At 70.4% G+C, this 17,044-nt stretch carries 15 protein-coding genes; 12 read left to right on the top strand and 3 right to left on the bottom strand.

Annotated features, from left to right (window positions below):
- Positions 1–10: 10 nt before the first annotated feature.
- Together malQ and ACIHFB_RS07010 are read right to left on the bottom strand one after the other, a co-directional pair.
- Positions 11–2,104: a 4-alpha-glucanotransferase gene (gene malQ, locus ACIHFB_RS07015; RefSeq protein WP_400125731.1), complete on the bottom strand. Its 2,094-nt coding sequence runs from the start codon at positions 2,102–2,104 to the stop codon at positions 11–13.
- Positions 2,105–2,380: a hypothetical protein gene (locus tag ACIHFB_RS07010; RefSeq protein WP_365279361.1), complete on the bottom strand. Its 276-nt coding sequence runs from the start codon at positions 2,378–2,380 to the stop codon at positions 2,105–2,107.
- A gap of 200 nt (positions 2,381–2,580) precedes the next feature.
- Here ACIHFB_RS07010 and ACIHFB_RS07005 point away from each other — a divergent pair, with 200 nt between their 5' ends.
- Genes ACIHFB_RS07005 through ACIHFB_RS06995 form a run of 3 tightly spaced genes read left to right on the top strand, consistent with a single transcriptional unit; the run spans position 2,581 to position 5,143 of the window.
- Entirely contained in the window at positions 2,581–3,114 is a 534-nt protein-coding gene (locus ACIHFB_RS07005; RefSeq protein ID WP_365279364.1) for a PadR family transcriptional regulator, read from the top strand.
- On the top strand, positions 3,111–3,797 hold the full coding sequence (locus ACIHFB_RS07000; protein ID WP_365279367.1) for an ABC transporter ATP-binding protein: 687 nt from the start codon (positions 3,111–3,113) through the stop codon (positions 3,795–3,797). The genes ACIHFB_RS07005 and ACIHFB_RS07000 overlap by 4 nt, the downstream gene beginning before the upstream one ends.
- Positions 3,794–5,143: an FtsX-like permease family protein gene (locus ACIHFB_RS06995; protein ID WP_400125728.1), complete on the top strand. Its 1,350-nt coding sequence runs from the start codon at positions 3,794–3,796 to the stop codon at positions 5,141–5,143. The genes ACIHFB_RS07000 and ACIHFB_RS06995 overlap by 4 nt, the downstream gene beginning before the upstream one ends.
- A gap of 105 nt (positions 5,144–5,248) precedes the next feature.
- Here ACIHFB_RS06995 and ACIHFB_RS06990 read toward each other — a convergent pair whose 3' ends face one another.
- Entirely contained in the window at positions 5,249–5,788 is a 540-nt protein-coding gene (locus ACIHFB_RS06990) for an HNH endonuclease (protein WP_365279372.1), read from the bottom strand.
- Positions 5,789–6,105: 317 nt separating this feature from the next.
- Between ACIHFB_RS06990 and ACIHFB_RS06985 the strand changes: the two genes are divergently transcribed.
- The 9 genes from ACIHFB_RS06985 to ACIHFB_RS06945 all read left to right on the top strand — a co-directional run bounded on the left by ACIHFB_RS06985 (position 6,106) and on the right by ACIHFB_RS06945 (position 16,993).
- Entirely contained in the window at positions 6,106–7,203 is a 1,098-nt protein-coding gene (locus ACIHFB_RS06985; RefSeq protein ID WP_365279374.1) for a mechanosensitive ion channel family protein, read from the top strand.
- Positions 7,204–7,496: 293 nt separating this feature from the next.
- Positions 7,497–8,708 (top strand): ROK family transcriptional regulator, encoded by a 1,212-nt coding sequence (locus ACIHFB_RS06980; RefSeq protein WP_365279377.1) that lies wholly within the window; start codon positions 7,497–7,499, stop codon positions 8,706–8,708.
- Between the two features lie 59 nt (positions 8,709–8,767).
- Entirely contained in the window at positions 8,768–10,105 is a 1,338-nt protein-coding gene (locus ACIHFB_RS06975; RefSeq protein ID WP_365279380.1) for an ABC transporter substrate-binding protein, read from the top strand.
- Entirely contained in the window at positions 10,105–11,046 is a 942-nt protein-coding gene (locus ACIHFB_RS06970; protein ID WP_365279383.1) for a sugar ABC transporter permease, read from the top strand. Before ACIHFB_RS06975 ends, ACIHFB_RS06970 begins: the two co-directional genes overlap by 1 nt.
- Positions 11,047–11,049: 3 nt before the next feature.
- The gene (locus ACIHFB_RS06965; protein ID WP_365279386.1) at positions 11,050–11,940 is read left to right on the top strand and encodes a carbohydrate ABC transporter permease; all 891 of its coding nucleotides are present in this window, start codon (positions 11,050–11,052) and stop codon (positions 11,938–11,940) included.
- A 90-nt stretch (positions 11,941–12,030) separates the two neighbouring features.
- Positions 12,031–13,296 (top strand): 6-phospho-beta-glucosidase, encoded by a 1,266-nt coding sequence (locus tag ACIHFB_RS06960; protein ID WP_365279388.1) that lies wholly within the window; start codon positions 12,031–12,033, stop codon positions 13,294–13,296.
- The gene (locus ACIHFB_RS06955) at positions 13,287–14,258 is read left to right on the top strand and encodes a BadF/BadG/BcrA/BcrD ATPase family protein (RefSeq protein ID WP_365279391.1); all 972 of its coding nucleotides are present in this window, start codon (positions 13,287–13,289) and stop codon (positions 14,256–14,258) included. Before ACIHFB_RS06960 ends, ACIHFB_RS06955 begins: the two co-directional genes overlap by 10 nt.
- A gap of 264 nt (positions 14,259–14,522) precedes the next feature.
- Positions 14,523–15,941, top strand: a complete 1,419-nt coding sequence (locus tag ACIHFB_RS06950; RefSeq protein ID WP_400126737.1) for a hypothetical protein — start codon at positions 14,523–14,525, stop codon at positions 15,939–15,941.
- 14 nt (positions 15,942–15,955) lie between these two features.
- A complete protein-coding gene (locus ACIHFB_RS06945) occupies positions 15,956–16,993 on the top strand; it encodes a glutamate ABC transporter substrate-binding protein (protein WP_365279393.1) in 1,038 nt (345 codons plus the stop codon).
- Positions 16,994–17,044 lie beyond the last annotated feature (51 nt).

Below are 17,044 nucleotides of genomic sequence, written 5' to 3'. Positions count from 1 at the left end.
GCGAGGGCGCTCACGGGTGCCGCCCGCCGGCCGCCCGCAGCACCTCGACGAGCGCATGCAGTCTGGGCGACCCGGCCACCTCCTCCAGCGTCACCGGCTTCCCCTCCGCATCCGCCACCGGAAGCCGCCAGTTCGGGTACTGGTCCCACGTACCCGGCAGGTTCTGCGGACGGCGGTCGCCCACCCCGTCCGGCAGCCAGACACCGATCATCCGGGCCGGGGTGCGCAGCAGATAGCGGTGGAGGGCCTGGACCTCGGCCTCCTCGGCGGACGTGCCGATGCCTCCGCTCGTCCCCTGCAACAGGCCCAGCCGGGCCAGCAGGGTCAGCCACTCCCCGGTGTCGGCGGCCGCCTCCGCCCGTTCCTCCTCCAGGGGGCGGGTCAACAGGCCGAGACTGTCCCGGAGTTCGACATGCTCGCCGGTGAGACGGGCGGCGGTGGAGGGCAGGTCGTGGGTGGTGGCGGTGGCGAGACAGTCGGCGCGCCACTGCTCGGGGGGCAGCGGGCGGCCGTCGCCCTCCCAGTCCCGTTCGAACCACAGGACCGACGTGCCGAGCACCCCGCGCTCACGCAGCGTCTCGCGGACCCCGGGTTCCACGGTGCCCAGGTCCTCGCCGATCACCACGGCCCCGGCGCGGGAGGCCTCCAGCACCAGGACGGCGAGCATGGCCTCGGCGTCGTAGCGGACGTATGTCCCCTCGGTGGGCGGCAGCCCTTCCGGCACCCACCACAGCCGGAACAGGCCCATGACGTGGTCGATGCGCAGCGCGCCCGCGTAGCGGAACAGGGCCTTCAGCACCATGCGGAAGGGGGCGTAGCCGGACTCGGCCAGCCGGTCCGGTCTCCAGGGCGGCAACCCCCAGTCCTGGCCGCGGGCGTTGAAGGCGTCCGGCGGCGCGCCGACCGACATCCCGGCCGCGAAGTACCGCTGCTGCGCCCAGGTGTCCGCGCCCTCGGGGTGCACCCCGACCGCCAGGTCGTGCACGATCCCGAGCGGCATGCCGGCCTCGCGCGCGGCGCGCTGGGCGGCGGTGAGCTGGGCGTCGGTGAGCCAGGCGAGCCGGGAGTGGAAGTCGACGCGGTCCATCAACTCGCGCCGGGCGCGGGCGGTTTCCGCCGAGCGCGGGTCGCGCAGAGCTGTCGGCCAGGTGCGCCAGTCCGAGCCGTGCACCTCGGCCAGTGCGTACCAGGTGGCGTGGTCCTCCAGGGCCTCGCCCTGTTCGGCGAGGAAGTCGACGTACGCGGCCCGGCGCCCCGGCCCGAGCGGTACCTCCCGTACCAGCTCCAGCGCCTCCCGCTTCAGCTCCCACACCGCGTCCCGGTCGATCAACTCCCCCTTCTCCAGCACCGATTCCCGCAACCGCGCCGCCCGCTCCAGCAGTCCCCGGACCCGCTCGCGCCCGGCGACGTAGGCGAACTCGGGGATGTCCTCGACGTGCAGATGCACCGGGTCGGGGAAGCGGCGCGAGGAGGGCCGATAGGGGGACGGGTCGGTGGGCGCGCCGGGAACGGCCGCGTGCAGCGGGTTGACCTGCACGAATCCGGCGCCGAGCGCCCGCCCGGCCCAGGCGGCCAGCTCGGCGAGGTCACCGAGGTCGCCCATGCCCCAGGAGTGCCGGGAGAGCAGGGAGTAGAGCTGGACGAGGAGGCCGTACGAGCGTCCGGGCGGCGCGGGCAGCCGGGGAGGGGCGACGACCAGGTGGACGCGGGCGGTGCGGCCGTCGGGGGCGGTCGCAGTCAACCGGTGGACTCCGGGCGGGAGTTGCTCGGCGGCGGCGCGGGTCTCGCCCTGTTCGGTCTCGATACGCAGTCCGGTGCCCGCCGGGAGGGCGGCGAGGGCGGCGGACGTACCGCCGGCCCAGCAGACCACCGTGGGCGGCAGCAGCCGTTCGCTCAGTTCGCGTTCCCGGGCGTCGAGCGCGGCGCGGACGGCCTCGGGGGTGCTCACGTCGACGCCGAGCGCGGTCAGCGCGCGGGTGAGTGCGACGGTCGAGGCGGCGACCGTGCGGTCGGGCGAGGGGCTGTAGGACATGGCGACGCCGTGCAGCTCGGCGAGCCGGGAGAGGTCCTCGTCAGGGGGCGCGGCCGACCGGGGTGCCGTCATCTACCGCTCCGGGCTGAAAAGGTCCGGGTAGGCGTCGAGCTCTCCGGTCGGTATGTCCGAGTAGGCGTCGGACTCGCTGGTCAGCGGGGCGGCGTCGGCGAGCGGCGGCTCGCTGGTGAGGGGTTCCGCGTCGGGCAGCGGGGGTTCGCTGGTCAGCGGGGCCTCGGCGCAGGCGCCCTCCGCGCTGAAGACGCAAGCATGGAGATCGGGTGCGGCGGACTGCTCCGCCTCCTGTTTGGAGAGGGCCGAGAGCAGAAGGTGTGCCGATGCGGCCACGGGGGCCTCCTTGTCGAGTACGGCGGGTGCGGCTTCGTACGGGTAACCGCAGCCCTACCCAGCGGGCGCCGGACCAGACGTCCTTGGCCGGACGACGTGCGCCTAGTCACACATCACCCGCCCCGACCCCTGAACTTCTTACCCACAAATTCGCAGATCACTATTCACTCAGTACATGTAGCGAGTGCATACTGATACCCATGAGCACCCGCCATCTCCTCCTGGGGCTGCTCGCGGCGGGGCCGAGCCATGGCTACGACCTCAAGCGACGCCACGACGAACGTTTTCCACAGGCCCGTCCGCTGGCCTACGGACAGGTCTACACGACCCTCCAGCGCCTGGTCCGCGACGGTCTCGCCGAGGTCGAGGGCACCGACTCGGACGGCGGTCCGGAGCGCACGATGTACCGCTCGACGGGCGACGGTGCGCGCGAACTCGCCGCGTGGGCGGGCGAGATCGCGCCGCCCGCGCCCTTCGTGACGAACGAGATCTTCGCCAAGGTCGTCGTCGCGATCCTGTCCGGCGGCGACCCCGAGACCTATCTGCGCGCACAACGCGCCGCACACATGGAGCGGATGCGCGAGCTCACGGCGGTCAAGACCTCCCCGGGCGCCGATCTCGCGACCGTCCTCTCGGCCGACTACGCCCTCAACCACCTTGACGCCGACCTCCGTTGGATGACCACGACGGCGGCCCGGCTCACCACCCTGACCGCGGAGGTAGACGCAGCATGAGCAACCCAGTGCCGCTCCTGGCGGCCCGTGACCTCGCCAAGGCGCACGGCAGGACCGAGGCCCTGCGCGGCGCCTCGGTCGAGCTGCACGCCGGCGAGATCCTCGCCGTGACCGGCGCCAGCGGCAGCGGGAAGTCGACGCTGCTGCACTGTCTGGCGGGGCTGGTCCGCCCGGACGAGGGCGCGGTGACGTACGACGGGGAGCGGCTGGACACGCTGCCCGAGAAGCGGCTGAGCGAGCTGCGCCGTACCGACTTCGGCGTGGTCTTCCAGTTCGGCCAGCTCATCCCGGAACTGACCGCGCTCGACAATGTCGCCCTGCCGCTGATGCTGGCCGGAAGCACCCGGGCCGAGGCGCGGGAGCGGGCCGGCGAGTGGCTGGAGCGGTTCGGCGTACGGGGGCAGGAGGCGCTGCGACCGGGCGAGCTGAGCGGCGGCCAGGCACAGCGGGCCGCGCTGGCCCGGGCGCTGGTCACCGCCCCGAAGGTGGTCTTCGCGGACGAGCCGACCGGTGCACTGGACTCCCTCGCGAGCGAGCAGGTGATGACGGCCCTGACCCACACGTCCCGCGAGGCGGGCACCGCCGTCCTGCTGATCACGCACGACGCACAGGTGGCGGCGTACGCGGACCGCGAGGTGCGACTCAGCGACGGGACCGTCACACCACTGGAGGTGACGGCGTGAGGGCCGATCTGCGGCTGGCCTGGCTGTTGAGCCGGGGGTCGGACCGGCGGGAGTGGTGGCGGGTGGTGCTGACGGCGTTGGGGGCGGGGCTCGCGACCGGTTTCGGGCTGGTGGCCGTGGCGATCGCGTCGATCGAGGGGCAGTACTCGATCCCCTTCGCGAGCGGCCTGCTGAATCACCCCGGTGAGCGGACGGGCGTGGTCTTCGCGCTGGCGCTGCTGCTGATCCCCGTGCTCGGGTTCCTCGGGCAGTGCGCCCGGATCGGTGCCGTGCACCGCGACCGGCGGCTGGCCGCGCTGCGGCTCGCGGGTGCCGCGCCGGCACAGGTGCGGCGGATCGCCGCGCTGGAGGTGGGGCTCGCCTGTCTGGTGGGGTCGGTGGCCGCCGTACTCGCCTCCGCGCTGGTCGTGCTCGGCCAGTGGGAGGAGCCGCCGGCCCTCGCCTGGGCCGGGTTCGTGCTGGTCGGGGCGGCCGTGCCGGTGCTGGGTGCGCTGGTGAGCGCGCTGGCGCTGCGCCGGGTGATCGCCTCGCCGCTGGGCTGGGTGCGCCGGGTGCGGACGACGCGGCGGCCGGGGCTCGCGCTGGCGGTGGTGGTGCCGGCGTTCGCCGTCCTGGTGCTGCTTGTGGCCTTCACGCCGTACCGGGACAACCCCCTCATCGGGTTCGCGATGGTTCCGCTGACGGTCTGCGCCGCGGTGGTGCTGGTCGGTGTGGTCTCGGTCTGGCTCTCGGGGTTCACGGCCCGGCTGACCGGCCGGTACCTCGCCGCCCGCACGGAGAACCCGGCGGTGCTGATCGCGGCGGAGCGGCTGCACGACGACCCGTGGGCGGCGGCCCGTACGCATGCGGCCGTGCTGCTGGTGACGGTCGTGGGGACGGGCTTCGTGGGTGTACGGCAGGGGTTGCTCGCCCAGTTGCACGACATGGAGCACACGGCCTCCAGCATGTCCTTCTACGAGACGGGCCTGAACCTCACCGCCGCCGCGATCCTCGTCGCCCTCGCGATCACGCTGGGCGCCCTGGCCGTCGGCACCGCCGAGTCACTGGCCACCCGCCGCCGGGGCCTGGCCGCGCAGACCGCCGCCGGTGTGCCGCGGGCGGTGCTCGGCCGGGCGCTGCTGCTGGAGACGGCACTGCCGCTCGCGCCGGCGCTGCTGCTGGCGGGACTGGGCGGCCTGGTGCTCGGCGTCGGATACGGAGGTCTCGTCGGCGACGTCTTCGCCCCGTCCTCGTTCGCGGCCCTGCTGGTGCCGCTCGCGGTGTACGCGACCTGCCTGCTGGCCGCGGCCACCTCGCTGCCCCTGCTACGCCGCTCGGCGCACCCCGGGGAGCTGCGCTACACGTAAGACGTCCGGTCCCGGGGGCACGGGGGACCCCCGGGACCGGCTCAAGGCGTGCCGTATGCCCGGCCGTACCGTCGCCCGGCCGGGGCAATGCGAAGGCCCGGATCGTCAGGCTGAAATAGCGCCGTCGATCCGGGCCATGGCGTCCTCCGCGCCGTATGGCTGCAAGTAGGGCAGCCAGCGCGGATCCCTATGGCCGGTCCCGATGATGCGCCAGGCCAGGCCAGTGGGCGGAGCAGGTTTGTGGCGCAGCCGCCAGCCGATCTCGAAGAGATGTCGGTCGGCCTTCACGTGGTTGCAGCGGCGGCAGGACGCCACCACGTTGTCCCAGACGTGCTTGCCCCCGCGGCTGCGCGGGATGACGTGGTCGACGCTGGTTGCGACGCCACCGCAGTACATGCACCGGCCTCCGTCGCGCGCGAAGAGCGCCCGCCGGGTAAGAGGAACGGGCCCCCGATAGGGAACCCGGACGAATCGCTTGAGCCGGACCACGCTTGGTGCGGGGACTGTGACGGTTGCGCTGTGCATAAAGGCGCCGGACTCCTCGAGGCATTGGGCCTTGTTCTCGAGGACGAGGACGAGCGCGCGGCGGAGCGGTACGACGCCGAGCGGCTCGTACGACGCGTTGAGGACCAGGACATGCGGCACGGATGCCTCCTTGTGCGTCGGCGGCGCGTGGCTCGCGCCGGGACGATCTGTAGTCAGTCTCCCCTCATGCCTGGTGGAAGCGCCACCATGTCCCGGTAACGGGCTGGGAGTGTTTTCGACCACATCTGAATTCATCCCCCGGATCACGGGCGGTTCATCCCACCTGTTCATGCCCGGGTCGGCGGCTTTCCTCCCTCGAACATTGCAACGATCCACACACGATGCCCCGATAGTGTGGTTGGCCTGCCCGTCCGGTGACCTTCCCGTGATCTTTACTGCCTACCGGCGGGCGGAACCTGCACCTGGAGGTACCTGCCGTGTCCTTGTCCGCCGTCCTATTGGCCGCCGGTTCGTCGCCGTCGCCGACGCCGTCCCCCTCGGAGACGACCCCGTCGGTCCCCTCGATCCAGGACGCCCAGGAGAGCGCGACCAACGCAGCCGGCTGGATCGAGCAGAACTGGTCCACCTGGCTCGCGATCGGTCTCCGGGTCCTGCTGATCCTGGTGATAGCGGCGGTACTGAGAGTGGTGGTGCGCCGCGCGATCACCAAGCTGATAGAGCGCATGAACCGCACGGCCCAGGCCGTGGACGGCACGGCGCTCGGCGGCCTCCTGGTGAATGTCGAGCGGCGCCGCCAGCGCTCGCAGGCGATCGGCTCGGTCCTGCGCTCGGTGGCCAGCTTCCTGATCATGGGCACGGCGGCCCTGATGGTCCTGGCCACCTTCGAGATCAACCTCGCCCCGCTGCTGGCCTCGGCCGGCGTCGCGGGCGTCGCCATCGGTTTCGGCGCCCGCAACCTGGTCACGGACTTCCTCTCCGGCGTCTTCATGATCCTCGAGGACCAGTACGGCGTCGGCGACACCGTCGACGCGGGTGTCGCCTCCGGTGAGGTCATCGAGGTCGGCCTGCGCGTCACCAAGCTCCGCGGCGACAACGGCGAGATCTGGTACGTCCGCAACGGCGAGGTCAAGCGCATCGGCAACCTCTCGCAGGGCTGGAGCACGGCCGGCGTCGACGTCACCGTCCGCCCCTCCGAGGACCTCGACCGGGTCAAGGCGGTCCTGTCCCAGGTCGGCGAGACGATGAGCAAGGAAGACCCCTGGAACGAGATGCTCTGGGGCCCGATCGAGACCCTGGGCCTGGACAGCGTCCTCCTGGACTCGATGGTCGTCCGCGTCTCCGCCAAGACCATGCCCGGCAAGTCCCTCACCGTCGAACGCGAACTCCGCTGGCGCATCAAGCGCGCCTTCGACGCCGAGGGCATCCGTATCGTCGGCGGTCTCCCCCTCCAGGTGGAGCAGGAGACCGACGCGGACCCGACGGCAGGCATGTCGGCCCCGTCGGCCTACTCGAACACCTCGTCACCCCAGGCAGCGGCCGCTTCACCGATCACCCCGTCGAGCCCGACGAAGTAGCAGCACCTACGAGGAAGGCGGCATCCGGAATCGTTCCGGGTGCCGCCTTTTGGTGTGCGGGGCGTGCGGTCGAAGCCACCACATCACCCCCTGCACGGTTACGACTCTGTTGCCGTGCGCGACCTCCCTTGACGCCCCCTCCGAACCGGGCTTACCTTCCTGAGCACCGCAATAGGAAACTTTCCTAACAGTGGCTGGCGGCGGTGGTCGACGGGAGTCCACAGGGGACCCCGATGGACTTCCCTCCCCCGCCACTGAGAAGCTGGGCGGCTCAGAAAGGCAGGTGTGGACACATGGCAGGAACCGCCGGTACGCCGGGCACCCCGAGCGTCCTGCGCGCCATGAACGACCGTGCCGCCCTGGACCTCCTCCTGGCCCACGGCCCCCTGTCCCGCACGAAGATCGGCAAGCTCACCGGCCTCTCCAAGCCGACCGCCTCCCAGCTCCTGGCCCGCCTGGAGTCCGCCGGACTCGTCCTCGTGACCGGCACCACCGAGGGACGCCCGGGCCCGAACGCCCAGTTGTACGCGGTCAACCCGACCGCCGCGTACGCCGCCGGGCTCGACGTCACCCCCGAACGCATCCTCGCCGCCGTCGCCGACATCACCGGACGCACGGTCGGCGAGTACGAGCTGCCGACGCCGGGCAGGCGCCCCAGCGGGCCCGTCGTCCAGCAGGTCACCGACGCCCTCGACGGTGCCGTGAAGGCGGCCGGGCTCGCCCGCGCCGACCTCCACCGGCTCGTCATCGGCACCCCCGGCGCCTTCGACCCGGGCACCGGACGGCTGCGCTACGCCTCCCACCTCCCGGGCTGGCACTCCCCCACGCTGCTCGACGAACTCGCCGCCGCCCTGCCGATGCCGGTCGAGTACGAGAACGACGTCAACCTCGTCGCCGTCGCCGAGCAGCGACTGGGGGCGGCCCGGGGGCACGAGGACTTCGTGCTGCTGTGGAACGAAGGGGGTCTGGGTGCCGCCCTCGTCCTCGGCGGCCGGCTGCACCGCGGCTGGACCGGCGGCGCGGGGGAGGTAGGTTTCCTGCCGGTTCCCGGCGCACCGCTGGTCCGACAGGTGACCAAAGCCAACAGTGGCGGCTACCAGGAGCTGGCCGGCTCACAGGCCATCCCCCACCTCGCCCGCGAACTCGGCATCGCGGACATCCCCTCGGGACCGTACGCCGAGGCCGCCGCCACCCTCGTCGGGCGGGCCGCCGCGGAGGACACCGTCCTGCACCGGCTGCTCCTCGAGACATACGCGACCCGCCTGGCGACCGGTCTCGCCTCACTCGTCTCCGTCCTCGACCCCGAACTCGTCGTCCTCAGCGGCGCCTCGCTGGCCTCCGGCGGCGAAGTGCTGCGCTCACTCGTCCAGTCCGAGCTGGAGGAACTGGCCGCGGCCAGGCCCCGGCTCGTCGTGGGCGACGTCCATGAACACCCCGTGCTGCGCGGCGCATTGGAGAGCGCGCTGGCAGCCACCCGCGACGAGGTCTTCGACACCTCGCGCTGAGCAACGTACGCACCACCCCTTTCCTCACCGCCCCCGTCCCGCCCCAGGGAGTACTTGCCATGCCCGGAATATCCCGAAAGGCAGCGATCGCGCTCGCCGCCTCCGCCTCCCTCGCCCTGCTCACCACCGCCTGTACCGGCCAGTCGGGCTCCGGCGCCGAGGACGACGCCTCCAAGGAGACGACCATCAACTTCTGGCACGCCTGGAGCGCGCCCGCCGAGGTGAAGGCCGTCAATTCGCTGGTCGCCGGCTTCGAGAAGAAGCACCCCAACATCCATGTGAACGTCGTCGGCAACATGACGGACGACAAGATGAACCAGAGCCTGCGGGCCGGCGGCGACAAGGCCCCGGACGTGATCTCGTCCTTCACCACGAACAACGTGGGCAAGTTCTGCTCGTCCGGCGCCCTGGTCGACCTCAACCCGTTCTTCGAGAAGTCGGGCATCGACCCGGAGAAGACCTTCCCGAAGGCGATGAACGAGTACACCCAGTACGACGGCAACCGGTGCAGCGTGCCGCTGCTGGGCGACGCGTACGGGCTCTACTACAACAAGACGGCCTTCGAAAAGGCCGGAATCAAGAGCCCGCCGAAGACCTGGTCCGAATTCGAGTCCGACGCCAAGAAGTTGACGATCGCTCAGGGCGATTCGTACAAGCAGCTCGGCTTCATGCCGAACTACCACGGCTGGGAGTCGACGACCGAGCACATCTTCGCGCAGTTCTCCCCGACGTACTTCGACTCCAGCGGAAAGTCCAACCTCGCCAAGGACCCCGCGTTCGAGGCCGGCTTCACTCTTCAGAAGAAGCTCGTCGACGAACTCGGCGGCTACCAGAAGCTGGAGAAGTACCGGGCCACGCTCGGCGACGAATGGGGCCCCAAGCACCCCTTCCACACCGGTCAGGTCGCCATGCAGCTCGACGGTGAATGGCGCCTGGGAATGGCCGTGGACGCCAAGCCCGACTTCGAGATCGGCGTCGCCCCGCTGCCCGTCCCCGACGACCAGGCCGACGAGTACGGCAAGGGATACATCACCGGGACGATCGCCGGAATCGCCGCCACCAGCAAGAAGCAGAACGCGGCCTGGGAGCTGGTGAAGTACATGACCACGGACACGGACGCGGTGGTCGGCTTCTCCAACGCCATCCACAACGTGCCGTCCACGCTGGCCGCCCTGAAGTCGCCGAAGCTGAAGTACGACCCGCGTTTCAAGACGTTCCTGGAGATCGCGGCCAACCCGAACTCCACGACGTCTCCCGCGTCGGTCAACGGCGGCGTGTACCTCGCCACCATCCAGGACTTCGGATACGCATACGAGAGCGGCAAGGCCAAGGATCTGAAGAAGGGCCTTCAGGACACCGCCAAGCAGATCGACACGGACATCGCGCAGGCACAGTGATGAGCACCGTCACTCTGGCGTCGAAGCGCCGCAGGTCCGCGCTTCGGACCGTCGCCTTCATGTCACCCTGGCTGATCGGCTTCACGGTCTTCTTCGCCTATCCGCTGATCTCGACCGTCTACTTCTCGTTCATGCACTACGACGGTTTCAAGCCGCCGACGTGGACCGGAACGAAGAACTGGACGTACGTCTTCGAGCACTACTCGTTCTTCTGGCCGGCGCTGCGCAACACCCTGTGGCTGGTCCTGGTGATGGTGACCCTGAGGGTCGCCTTCGGACTCGGTGTCGGCCTACTCATCACAAAGATCAAAACCGCGACGGGTGTCTTCCGCACCCTGTTCTACCTGCCCTACCTGGCCCCGCCCGTGGCGGCCACCATGGCCTTCGCGTTCCTCCTCAACCCCGGTACGGGACCGGTCAACTCGGTCCTGGAGAAAGTCGGCATCCCGGCGCCGGGCTGGTTCAACGACCCCACCTGGTCCAAGCCGGCCCTCACCCTGCTCGCCCTGTGGGGCATCGGGGACCTGATGGTCATCTTCATGGCCGCGCTGCTGGACGTGCCCCGGGAGCAGTACGAGGCGGCGGAGCTGGACGGGACCTCGGCGTGGCAGCGGTTCCGCTACGTCACGCTCCCGAACATCTCGCCGATCGTGATGTTCGCGGTCGTCACCGGCGTGATCCAGACCATGCAGTACTACACCCAGCCGTTGATCGCCGGGAAGGTCGCCTCGGGCGTGATCCAGGGCGCGGGCACGCAGTTCCAGCCCGGCTACCCGGACAAATCCACGCTGACCCTCCCCCAGCTCGTCTACAACCTCGGCTTCCAGCGCTTCGACTACGGCTCCGCGTGTGTCGTCGCCCTCGTCCTCTTCGCCCTGTCGATGGCGTTCACCGCGTTCCTGATGCGGCGCCGGGGCGGTCTCATCCAGGCAGGTGACTGACCCATGACCCAAGTACTGGACAGGCCGGTGGAGTTGCCGGCGCCCACACCGGCCGAGCGGACGGCCCGGCGCCGGGCCGTCCTGGAATGGATCGCGGTCCACTCCCTCGGCCTCGCCGCGGCTCTCTTCTTCACGCTGCCCTTCGTGTTCGTGTTCCTGACCTCGCTGATGAGCGACACCCAGGCCCTCAGCCGGGATCTGATCCCGCACACCTGGGAGTGGGGCAACTACCGGAAGGTCTTCGACACCCCGGGCTTCCTGACCTGGTGGAAGAACACGCTGCTCTACGCGGGACTGGGAACAGTCCTCACAGTCGTGTCCTCCCTGCCGGTCGCGTACGCACTCGCCAAGTTCCGCTTCCGGGGCCGCAATCTGTCCCTGATGCTGGTGATCTCGATGATGATGCTGCCGCCACAGGTGGTCATCATCCCCATGTACCTGTTCTGGGCGAAGCAGCTCGACCTGTCGGGCACGCTGTGGCCGCTGATCATCCCGATGGCGTTCGGGGACGCGTTCTCCATCTTCCTGCTGCGCCAGTTCCTGATGACGATCCCGAACGAGTACGTGGACGCGGCGAAGGTCGACGGCTGCGGCGAACTGCGCACGCTCCTCAGAGTCGTCGTCCCCATGGCGAAGCCGGGCATCGCCGCGGTCGCCCTGTTCCAGTTCTTCTACGCCTGGAACGACTACTTCGGCCCGCAGATCTACGCGTCGGAGAACCAGAGCGCCTGGACGCTGAGTTACGGCCTGGAGTCCTTCAAGGGCATGCACCACACCGACTGGAACCTCACCATGGCCGCCACCGTGCTGGTCATGGCCCCCGTGATCCTCGTGTTCTTCTTCGCGCAGAAGGCGTTCGTCGAGGGTGTCACCCTCACCGGAGTAAAGGGTTGAATCGTTCATGCTGCGTCTTCCCGGGGGACAACCCCCGGACCCCCGGCCGATAAACACCCTTCCCGGCGCCCGGAAGCGAGGCAACCTTCAGTGAAACTCACCGTGGTCGGCGGCGGCTCGACCTACACACCCGAACTCATCGACGGTTTCGCACGGTTGAGGGACACCCTGCCGATCGAGGAACTCGTGCTCGTCGACCCGGCAGCCGAACGTCTGGAACTGGTGGGCGGCCTGGCCCGTCGTATCTTCGCCAAGCAGGGCCACGGCGGCAGGATCGTCACGACCTCCGACCTGGACGCGGGTGTCGAGGGCGCCGACGCCGTCCTCCTCCAGCTCCGCGTCGGCGGTCAGGCGGCCCGCGAGCAGGACGAGACCTGGCCCCTGGAGTGCGGCTGCGTCGGGCAGGAGACGACGGGCGCGGGCGGCCTGGCCAAGGCGCTGCGCACGGTGCCGGTGGTCCTCGACATCGCGGAACGGGTCCGCCGTACCAACCCCGACGCCTGGATCATCGACTTCACCAACCCGGTCGGCATCGTCACCCGTGCCCTGCTCCAGGCGGGCCACAAGGCGGTCGGCCTGTGCAACGTGGCGATCGGCTTCCAGCGGAAGTTCGCCGGTCTGCTGGGCGTCGCCCCCTCGGACGTCCACCTGGACCACGTGGGCCTCAACCACCTCACCTGGGAGACGGGCGTACGGCTGGGCGGCCCCGACGGCGAGAACGTCCTGCCCAAGCTCCTTGCGGAGTACGGCGACCCGATCGCCGGGGACCTGCATCTGCCCCGTCCGCTCCTGGACCGCCTGGGTGTGGTCCCGTCGTACTACCTGCGCTACTACTACGCGCACGACGAGGTGGTAAGAGAGCTGCGCACCAAGCCCTCCCGAGCGGCCGAAGTAGCCGAAATGGAGCGGCAGTTGCTGAGGATGTACGGCGATCCGGCCCTGGACGAGAAGCCGGAGCTGCTCGCCAAGCGGGGCGGTGCCTACTACTCGGAGGCGGCGGTGGACCTGGCGGCCGGGCTGCTCGGCGGCGGGGGAAGCCCGTACCAGGTGGTGAACGCCTACAACCGGGGCACGCTGCCCTTCCTCCCCGACGACGCGGTGATCGAGGTGCAGGCGACGGTGACACGCGACGGTGCGACGCCGACGGCGGTACCGGCCGTGGACCCGCTGTTCGCGGGGCTGATGGCGCAGGTCACGGCGTACGAGGACCTGGCGCTGGACGCGGCCGTTCACGGGGGCCGGGAACGGGTCTTCCGTGCCCTGCTGTCGCACCCCTTGATCGGCCAGTACGAATACGCGCAAGGCCTCACCGACCGACTCGTCGCACACAACCGGGAGCACCTCGCGTGGGCCTGACCGCATCCGTCCTCGCCGTCGACGCGGGCAACAGCAAAACCGATGTCGCGGTGGTCGCGGCGGACGGACGGGTCCTGGCCGCGGCACGCGGGGGCGGTTTCCGGCCGCCGGTGGTCGGTGTGACGGCTGCGGTGGACGAGGTCGCCGCAGCCGTGGAGCAGGCCTTCACCGCGGCCGGGGTCACCGCCGTCGACCATGTCTCGGCGTGTCTGGCCAACGCCGACTTCCCCGTGGAGGAGGAACAGTTGGCGGCCGCGCTGCACGCGCGCGCGTGGGGCACGACTGTCGAGGTCCGCAACGACACGTTCGCGATCCTGCGGGCCGGGGTCACCGAGCCCCGCGGGGTCGCCGTCGTCTGCGGTGCCGGCATCAACTGCGTCGGCATGCGCCCCGACGGCCGCACCGCCCGCTTCCCCGCGATCGGCCGTGTCTCCGGTGACTGGGGCGGCGGTTGGGGCCTGGCGGAGGAGGCGCTGTGGTTCGCGGCCCGCGCGGAGGACGGCCGGGGCGAGCCGACGGCACTGGCCCACGTCCTGCCCGCGTACTTCGGCCTCGACTCCATGTACGCCCTGATCGAGGCCCTGCACCTGGAGCACATCGAGCCGCTCCGCCGCCACGAACTGACGCCGGTCCTCTTCGCGACCGCGACCGACGGTGACCCGGTGGCCCGGGCGGTCGTGGACCGTCTGGCCGACGAGGTGGTGACGATGGCGACGGTGGCACTGACCCGCCTGGGGCTGCTGGAGGAGGAGACGCCGGTGGTGCTGGGGGGTGGCGTGCTGGCCGCGGGACACCTGCAACTGGACTCCCGGATACGGGACTTGCTGGCCGACCGGGCTCCGAAGGCGGTGGCACGGGTGGTGCGGGCACAGCCGGTGCTGGGTGCGGCGTTGCTGGGTCTCGACCGGGTCGGAGCGGGGGTCGAGGCCCAGGAACGGGTGCGTACGCACTACGAGATGTGACACCGGCGAGCTCCCACCCGCCCCCCGATGGAACCGAACCGATTCCCCCGGCGTATTCATGGGCAGGGGAGGGTGCGGAGCGCCACGTCATGCCCGAAACTCGGGCTGTACCGCTGCGATCCAATCAAGATCCAGTGAAGGCCGGTGCGGAATGTCAGTCCCGGCAGCGATACTTGCGGTGACGGATGACCATGGGGGAGGTCAAAGGTGACACAACCGCAGAAGAGCAGCACGGCAGCACCACCGGGCGCCGCGGTGCCCACCATGCCGTCTCTGCCACCACAACCGGGCGGGCCCGGTGCACCCGGCCCCTCCCTTCCCCCCGCACCGCAGGGATCGGCCGCACCCGACCCCACCGAGCCGCCACGCCGCACCGCCTGGGCGGAGGGCGTCGACCGCCTCCGCGCGGCGGCCACCACCGAACCCGGCCGGCTGCGCATCATCGGCGCGGTCCTCGCCCTGCTGGTCGTCGCCTTCGGCGCCGTGACGGCCTGGCAGACGACCGAGCGGGCGAGCACCGCCGACGACGTGCTGCACAGCAGCCAGCCCCTCAGCTCGGACGCGGCCGACATCTACCGCTCGCTCGCCGACGCCAACACGGCCGCCTCCAGCGGCTTCCTGGCCGGCGGCGGCGAGAGCGCCGCCACCCGCGACCGGTACGAGAAGGACATCCGCACCGCCGCGGTCAAGCTCGTCAACGCCGCCGCGAACTCGGACCCCGACTCCCCGTCCGCGGCGACCATCGCCAAGCTCAACCGCATGCTGCCGGAGTACAAGGGCCTGGTCGAGCGGGCCCGCACCTACAACCGGCAGGGCTTCCCGGTCGGCGGCGCGTATCTGCGGTACGCGAACGAGAAGATGCAGACGGACATGCTCCCCGCGGCCGAGGATCTCTACACGAAGGAGAACCAACGGCTGCGCGCGGACTACGACGACGCCACCCCGTACCCCTGGGCCGCGATCGCCCTCGGGGTCCTCGTGCTCGCCGCGCTGGCCTGGGCCCAGCACCGCAACTACCAGCGCACCAACCGCGTGCTGAACCACGGCCTGGTGGCCGCCACCGCGACGGCGACGGTGGTGCTGCTCTGGCTGGTCGTCGGCCACAGCGTCGCCCGCGCCGGCCTGAACGACTCGTACGACCACGGCGTCCGCTCGCTGAACGTGCTGAACGACGCCCGGATCGCCTCCCTGAAGGCGCGCGGCAACGAGAACCTGACCCTGGTCGCCCGCGGAGCCGAGACGGTCACCGACGCGGACGGCAAGGCACTCGACAAGTACGACGTCACCTTCCAGACGGACATGAAGACCCTCGCCAAGGGCCTGTCCGTGGCCGCGAAGCTCGCCGACGACGACACCGGCGAGCAGCCGGTCACCGCGGCCGTCGGCAACATGGAGGAGTGGCAGAAGCGCCACACCTCCGCCCGCGCGGAGGACGACAACGGCAACTACCAGCAGGCACTGGACAAGGTGATCGGCGCCAAGGGCGCGACGGGCGAGTGCTTCGACAGCGTCGACGCGAACCTCGCCAAGGCGCTCACCCACGAACAGACCGAGTTCAAGCGGTCGGCCGGGGACGGCCTGGACGCCATGACCGGGCTGTCGGTGGGTGCGGCCGCCCTCGCGGTGATCGGTGCCGCAGGTGCGGTGCTGGGCATCGGACGCAGGCTGTCGGAGTACCGGTGAAAGGGGGCGTGACGATGCATGCACGACGTTTGCGTTCCGGCCTGAAGGGCTGGGGCGGTGTGGGTGCGATGGCCGTCGTGTGCGCCCTGGCGCTGGCCTTCGCGCTGCTGCTGCCGAAGACCCAGCCCACCGGAGACGCCGCGAACACGGGCGGCCAGGGCGTCGCCCACGGCAGCCAGGCACGAGCCGAGGAGTGCACCGCCCCGGAGAAGCAGACCCTGTCCCCGTCCGGTTCGGACGGCTCCACCATCGACGCGATCAAGAGCCGCGAGGGCGAGAAGCGGAAGCTGATCGTCGGAGTCGACCAGAACAGCTACCGCTGGGGCTACCGCGACCCCAACACCGCCGGCACGGCCGAGCTGGAGGGCTTCGACATCGACCTGGTCCACCGGATCGCGGAGGAGATCCTCGGCGATCCGGACGCGGTCCAGTTCAAGGCCATCCCCACCAACCAGCGCATCCCGGCCATCCAGGCGGGCCGCGTCGACATGATCGTCCGTACGATGACGATCAGTTGCAGCCGCCTCGAGGACGTCGCGTTCTCGGCGCCGTACTTCAAGACCGGCCAGCAGGTCCTGGCCCCCAAGTCCTCGACGATCACGGGATACGACGACTCGCTCGCCGACCAGCGGATCTGCTCGGCCGAGGGGTCCACCGCGTACACCAAGCTGGAGGAGGACAAGAAGGCGAACGAACTCGCCTCCTCCGCCGACATCGACCACACCGTCCCCAACCAGCTCGACTGCCTGGTGCGTCTCCAACTCGGCGAGGTGGACGCCGTGGTGACCGACGGCGCGCTCGCCGCCAGCCAGGCCGCCCAGGACCCGACGGTCGAGCTGAAAGGCGCCCCCTTCACCACCGAGTACTACGGCGTGGCGATGAAGAAGGACGCCGACGATCTGGTACGCCGGGTCAACCAGATACTCGTGGACTACCGCGAGGACACGGCGAACGGCTGGCAGGCCTCGTACGACAAGTGGCTGTCGGCCACACTGGGTGAGGACTCGGCGGTGTCGGAACCGCCGGCACCGCAGTACCTGCGCAAGAGCTGACATACCGTCAGCGACCACGTCGACCACGTCAACCACATAGGAAAACCAAAG

Source organism: Streptomyces sp. NPDC051963, assembly GCF_044593495.1.
Taxonomy (GTDB): domain Bacteria; phylum Actinomycetota; class Actinomycetes; order Streptomycetales; family Streptomycetaceae; genus Streptomyces.
This window is presented reverse-complemented; position numbering and strand designations above follow the sequence as displayed.

Excerpts from the sequence above, each read along its gene's own strand:
- malQ (WP_400125731.1), bottom strand. The coding sequence starts at position 2,104 with ATGACGGCACCCCGGTCGGCCGCGCCCCCTGACGAGGACCTCTCCCGG.
- ACIHFB_RS07005 (WP_365279364.1), top strand. The coding sequence starts at position 2,581 with ATGAGCACCCGCCATCTCCTCCTGGGGCTGCTCGCGGCGGGGCCGAGC.
- ACIHFB_RS07000 (WP_365279367.1), top strand. The coding sequence starts at position 3,111 with ATGAGCAACCCAGTGCCGCTCCTGGCGGCCCGTGACCTCGCCAAGGCG.
- ACIHFB_RS06980 (WP_365279377.1), top strand. The coding sequence starts at position 7,497 with ATGGCAGGAACCGCCGGTACGCCGGGCACCCCGAGCGTCCTGCGCGCC.
- ACIHFB_RS06975 (WP_365279380.1), top strand. The coding sequence starts at position 8,768 with ATGCCCGGAATATCCCGAAAGGCAGCGATCGCGCTCGCCGCCTCCGCC.
- ACIHFB_RS06970 (WP_365279383.1), top strand. The coding sequence starts at position 10,105 with ATGAGCACCGTCACTCTGGCGTCGAAGCGCCGCAGGTCCGCGCTTCGG.
- ACIHFB_RS06965 (WP_365279386.1), top strand. The coding sequence starts at position 11,050 with ATGACCCAAGTACTGGACAGGCCGGTGGAGTTGCCGGCGCCCACACCG.
- ACIHFB_RS06950 (WP_400126737.1), top strand. The coding sequence starts at position 14,523 with ATGCCGTCTCTGCCACCACAACCGGGCGGGCCCGGTGCACCCGGCCCC.
- ACIHFB_RS06945 (WP_365279393.1), top strand. The coding sequence starts at position 15,956 with ATGCATGCACGACGTTTGCGTTCCGGCCTGAAGGGCTGGGGCGGTGTG.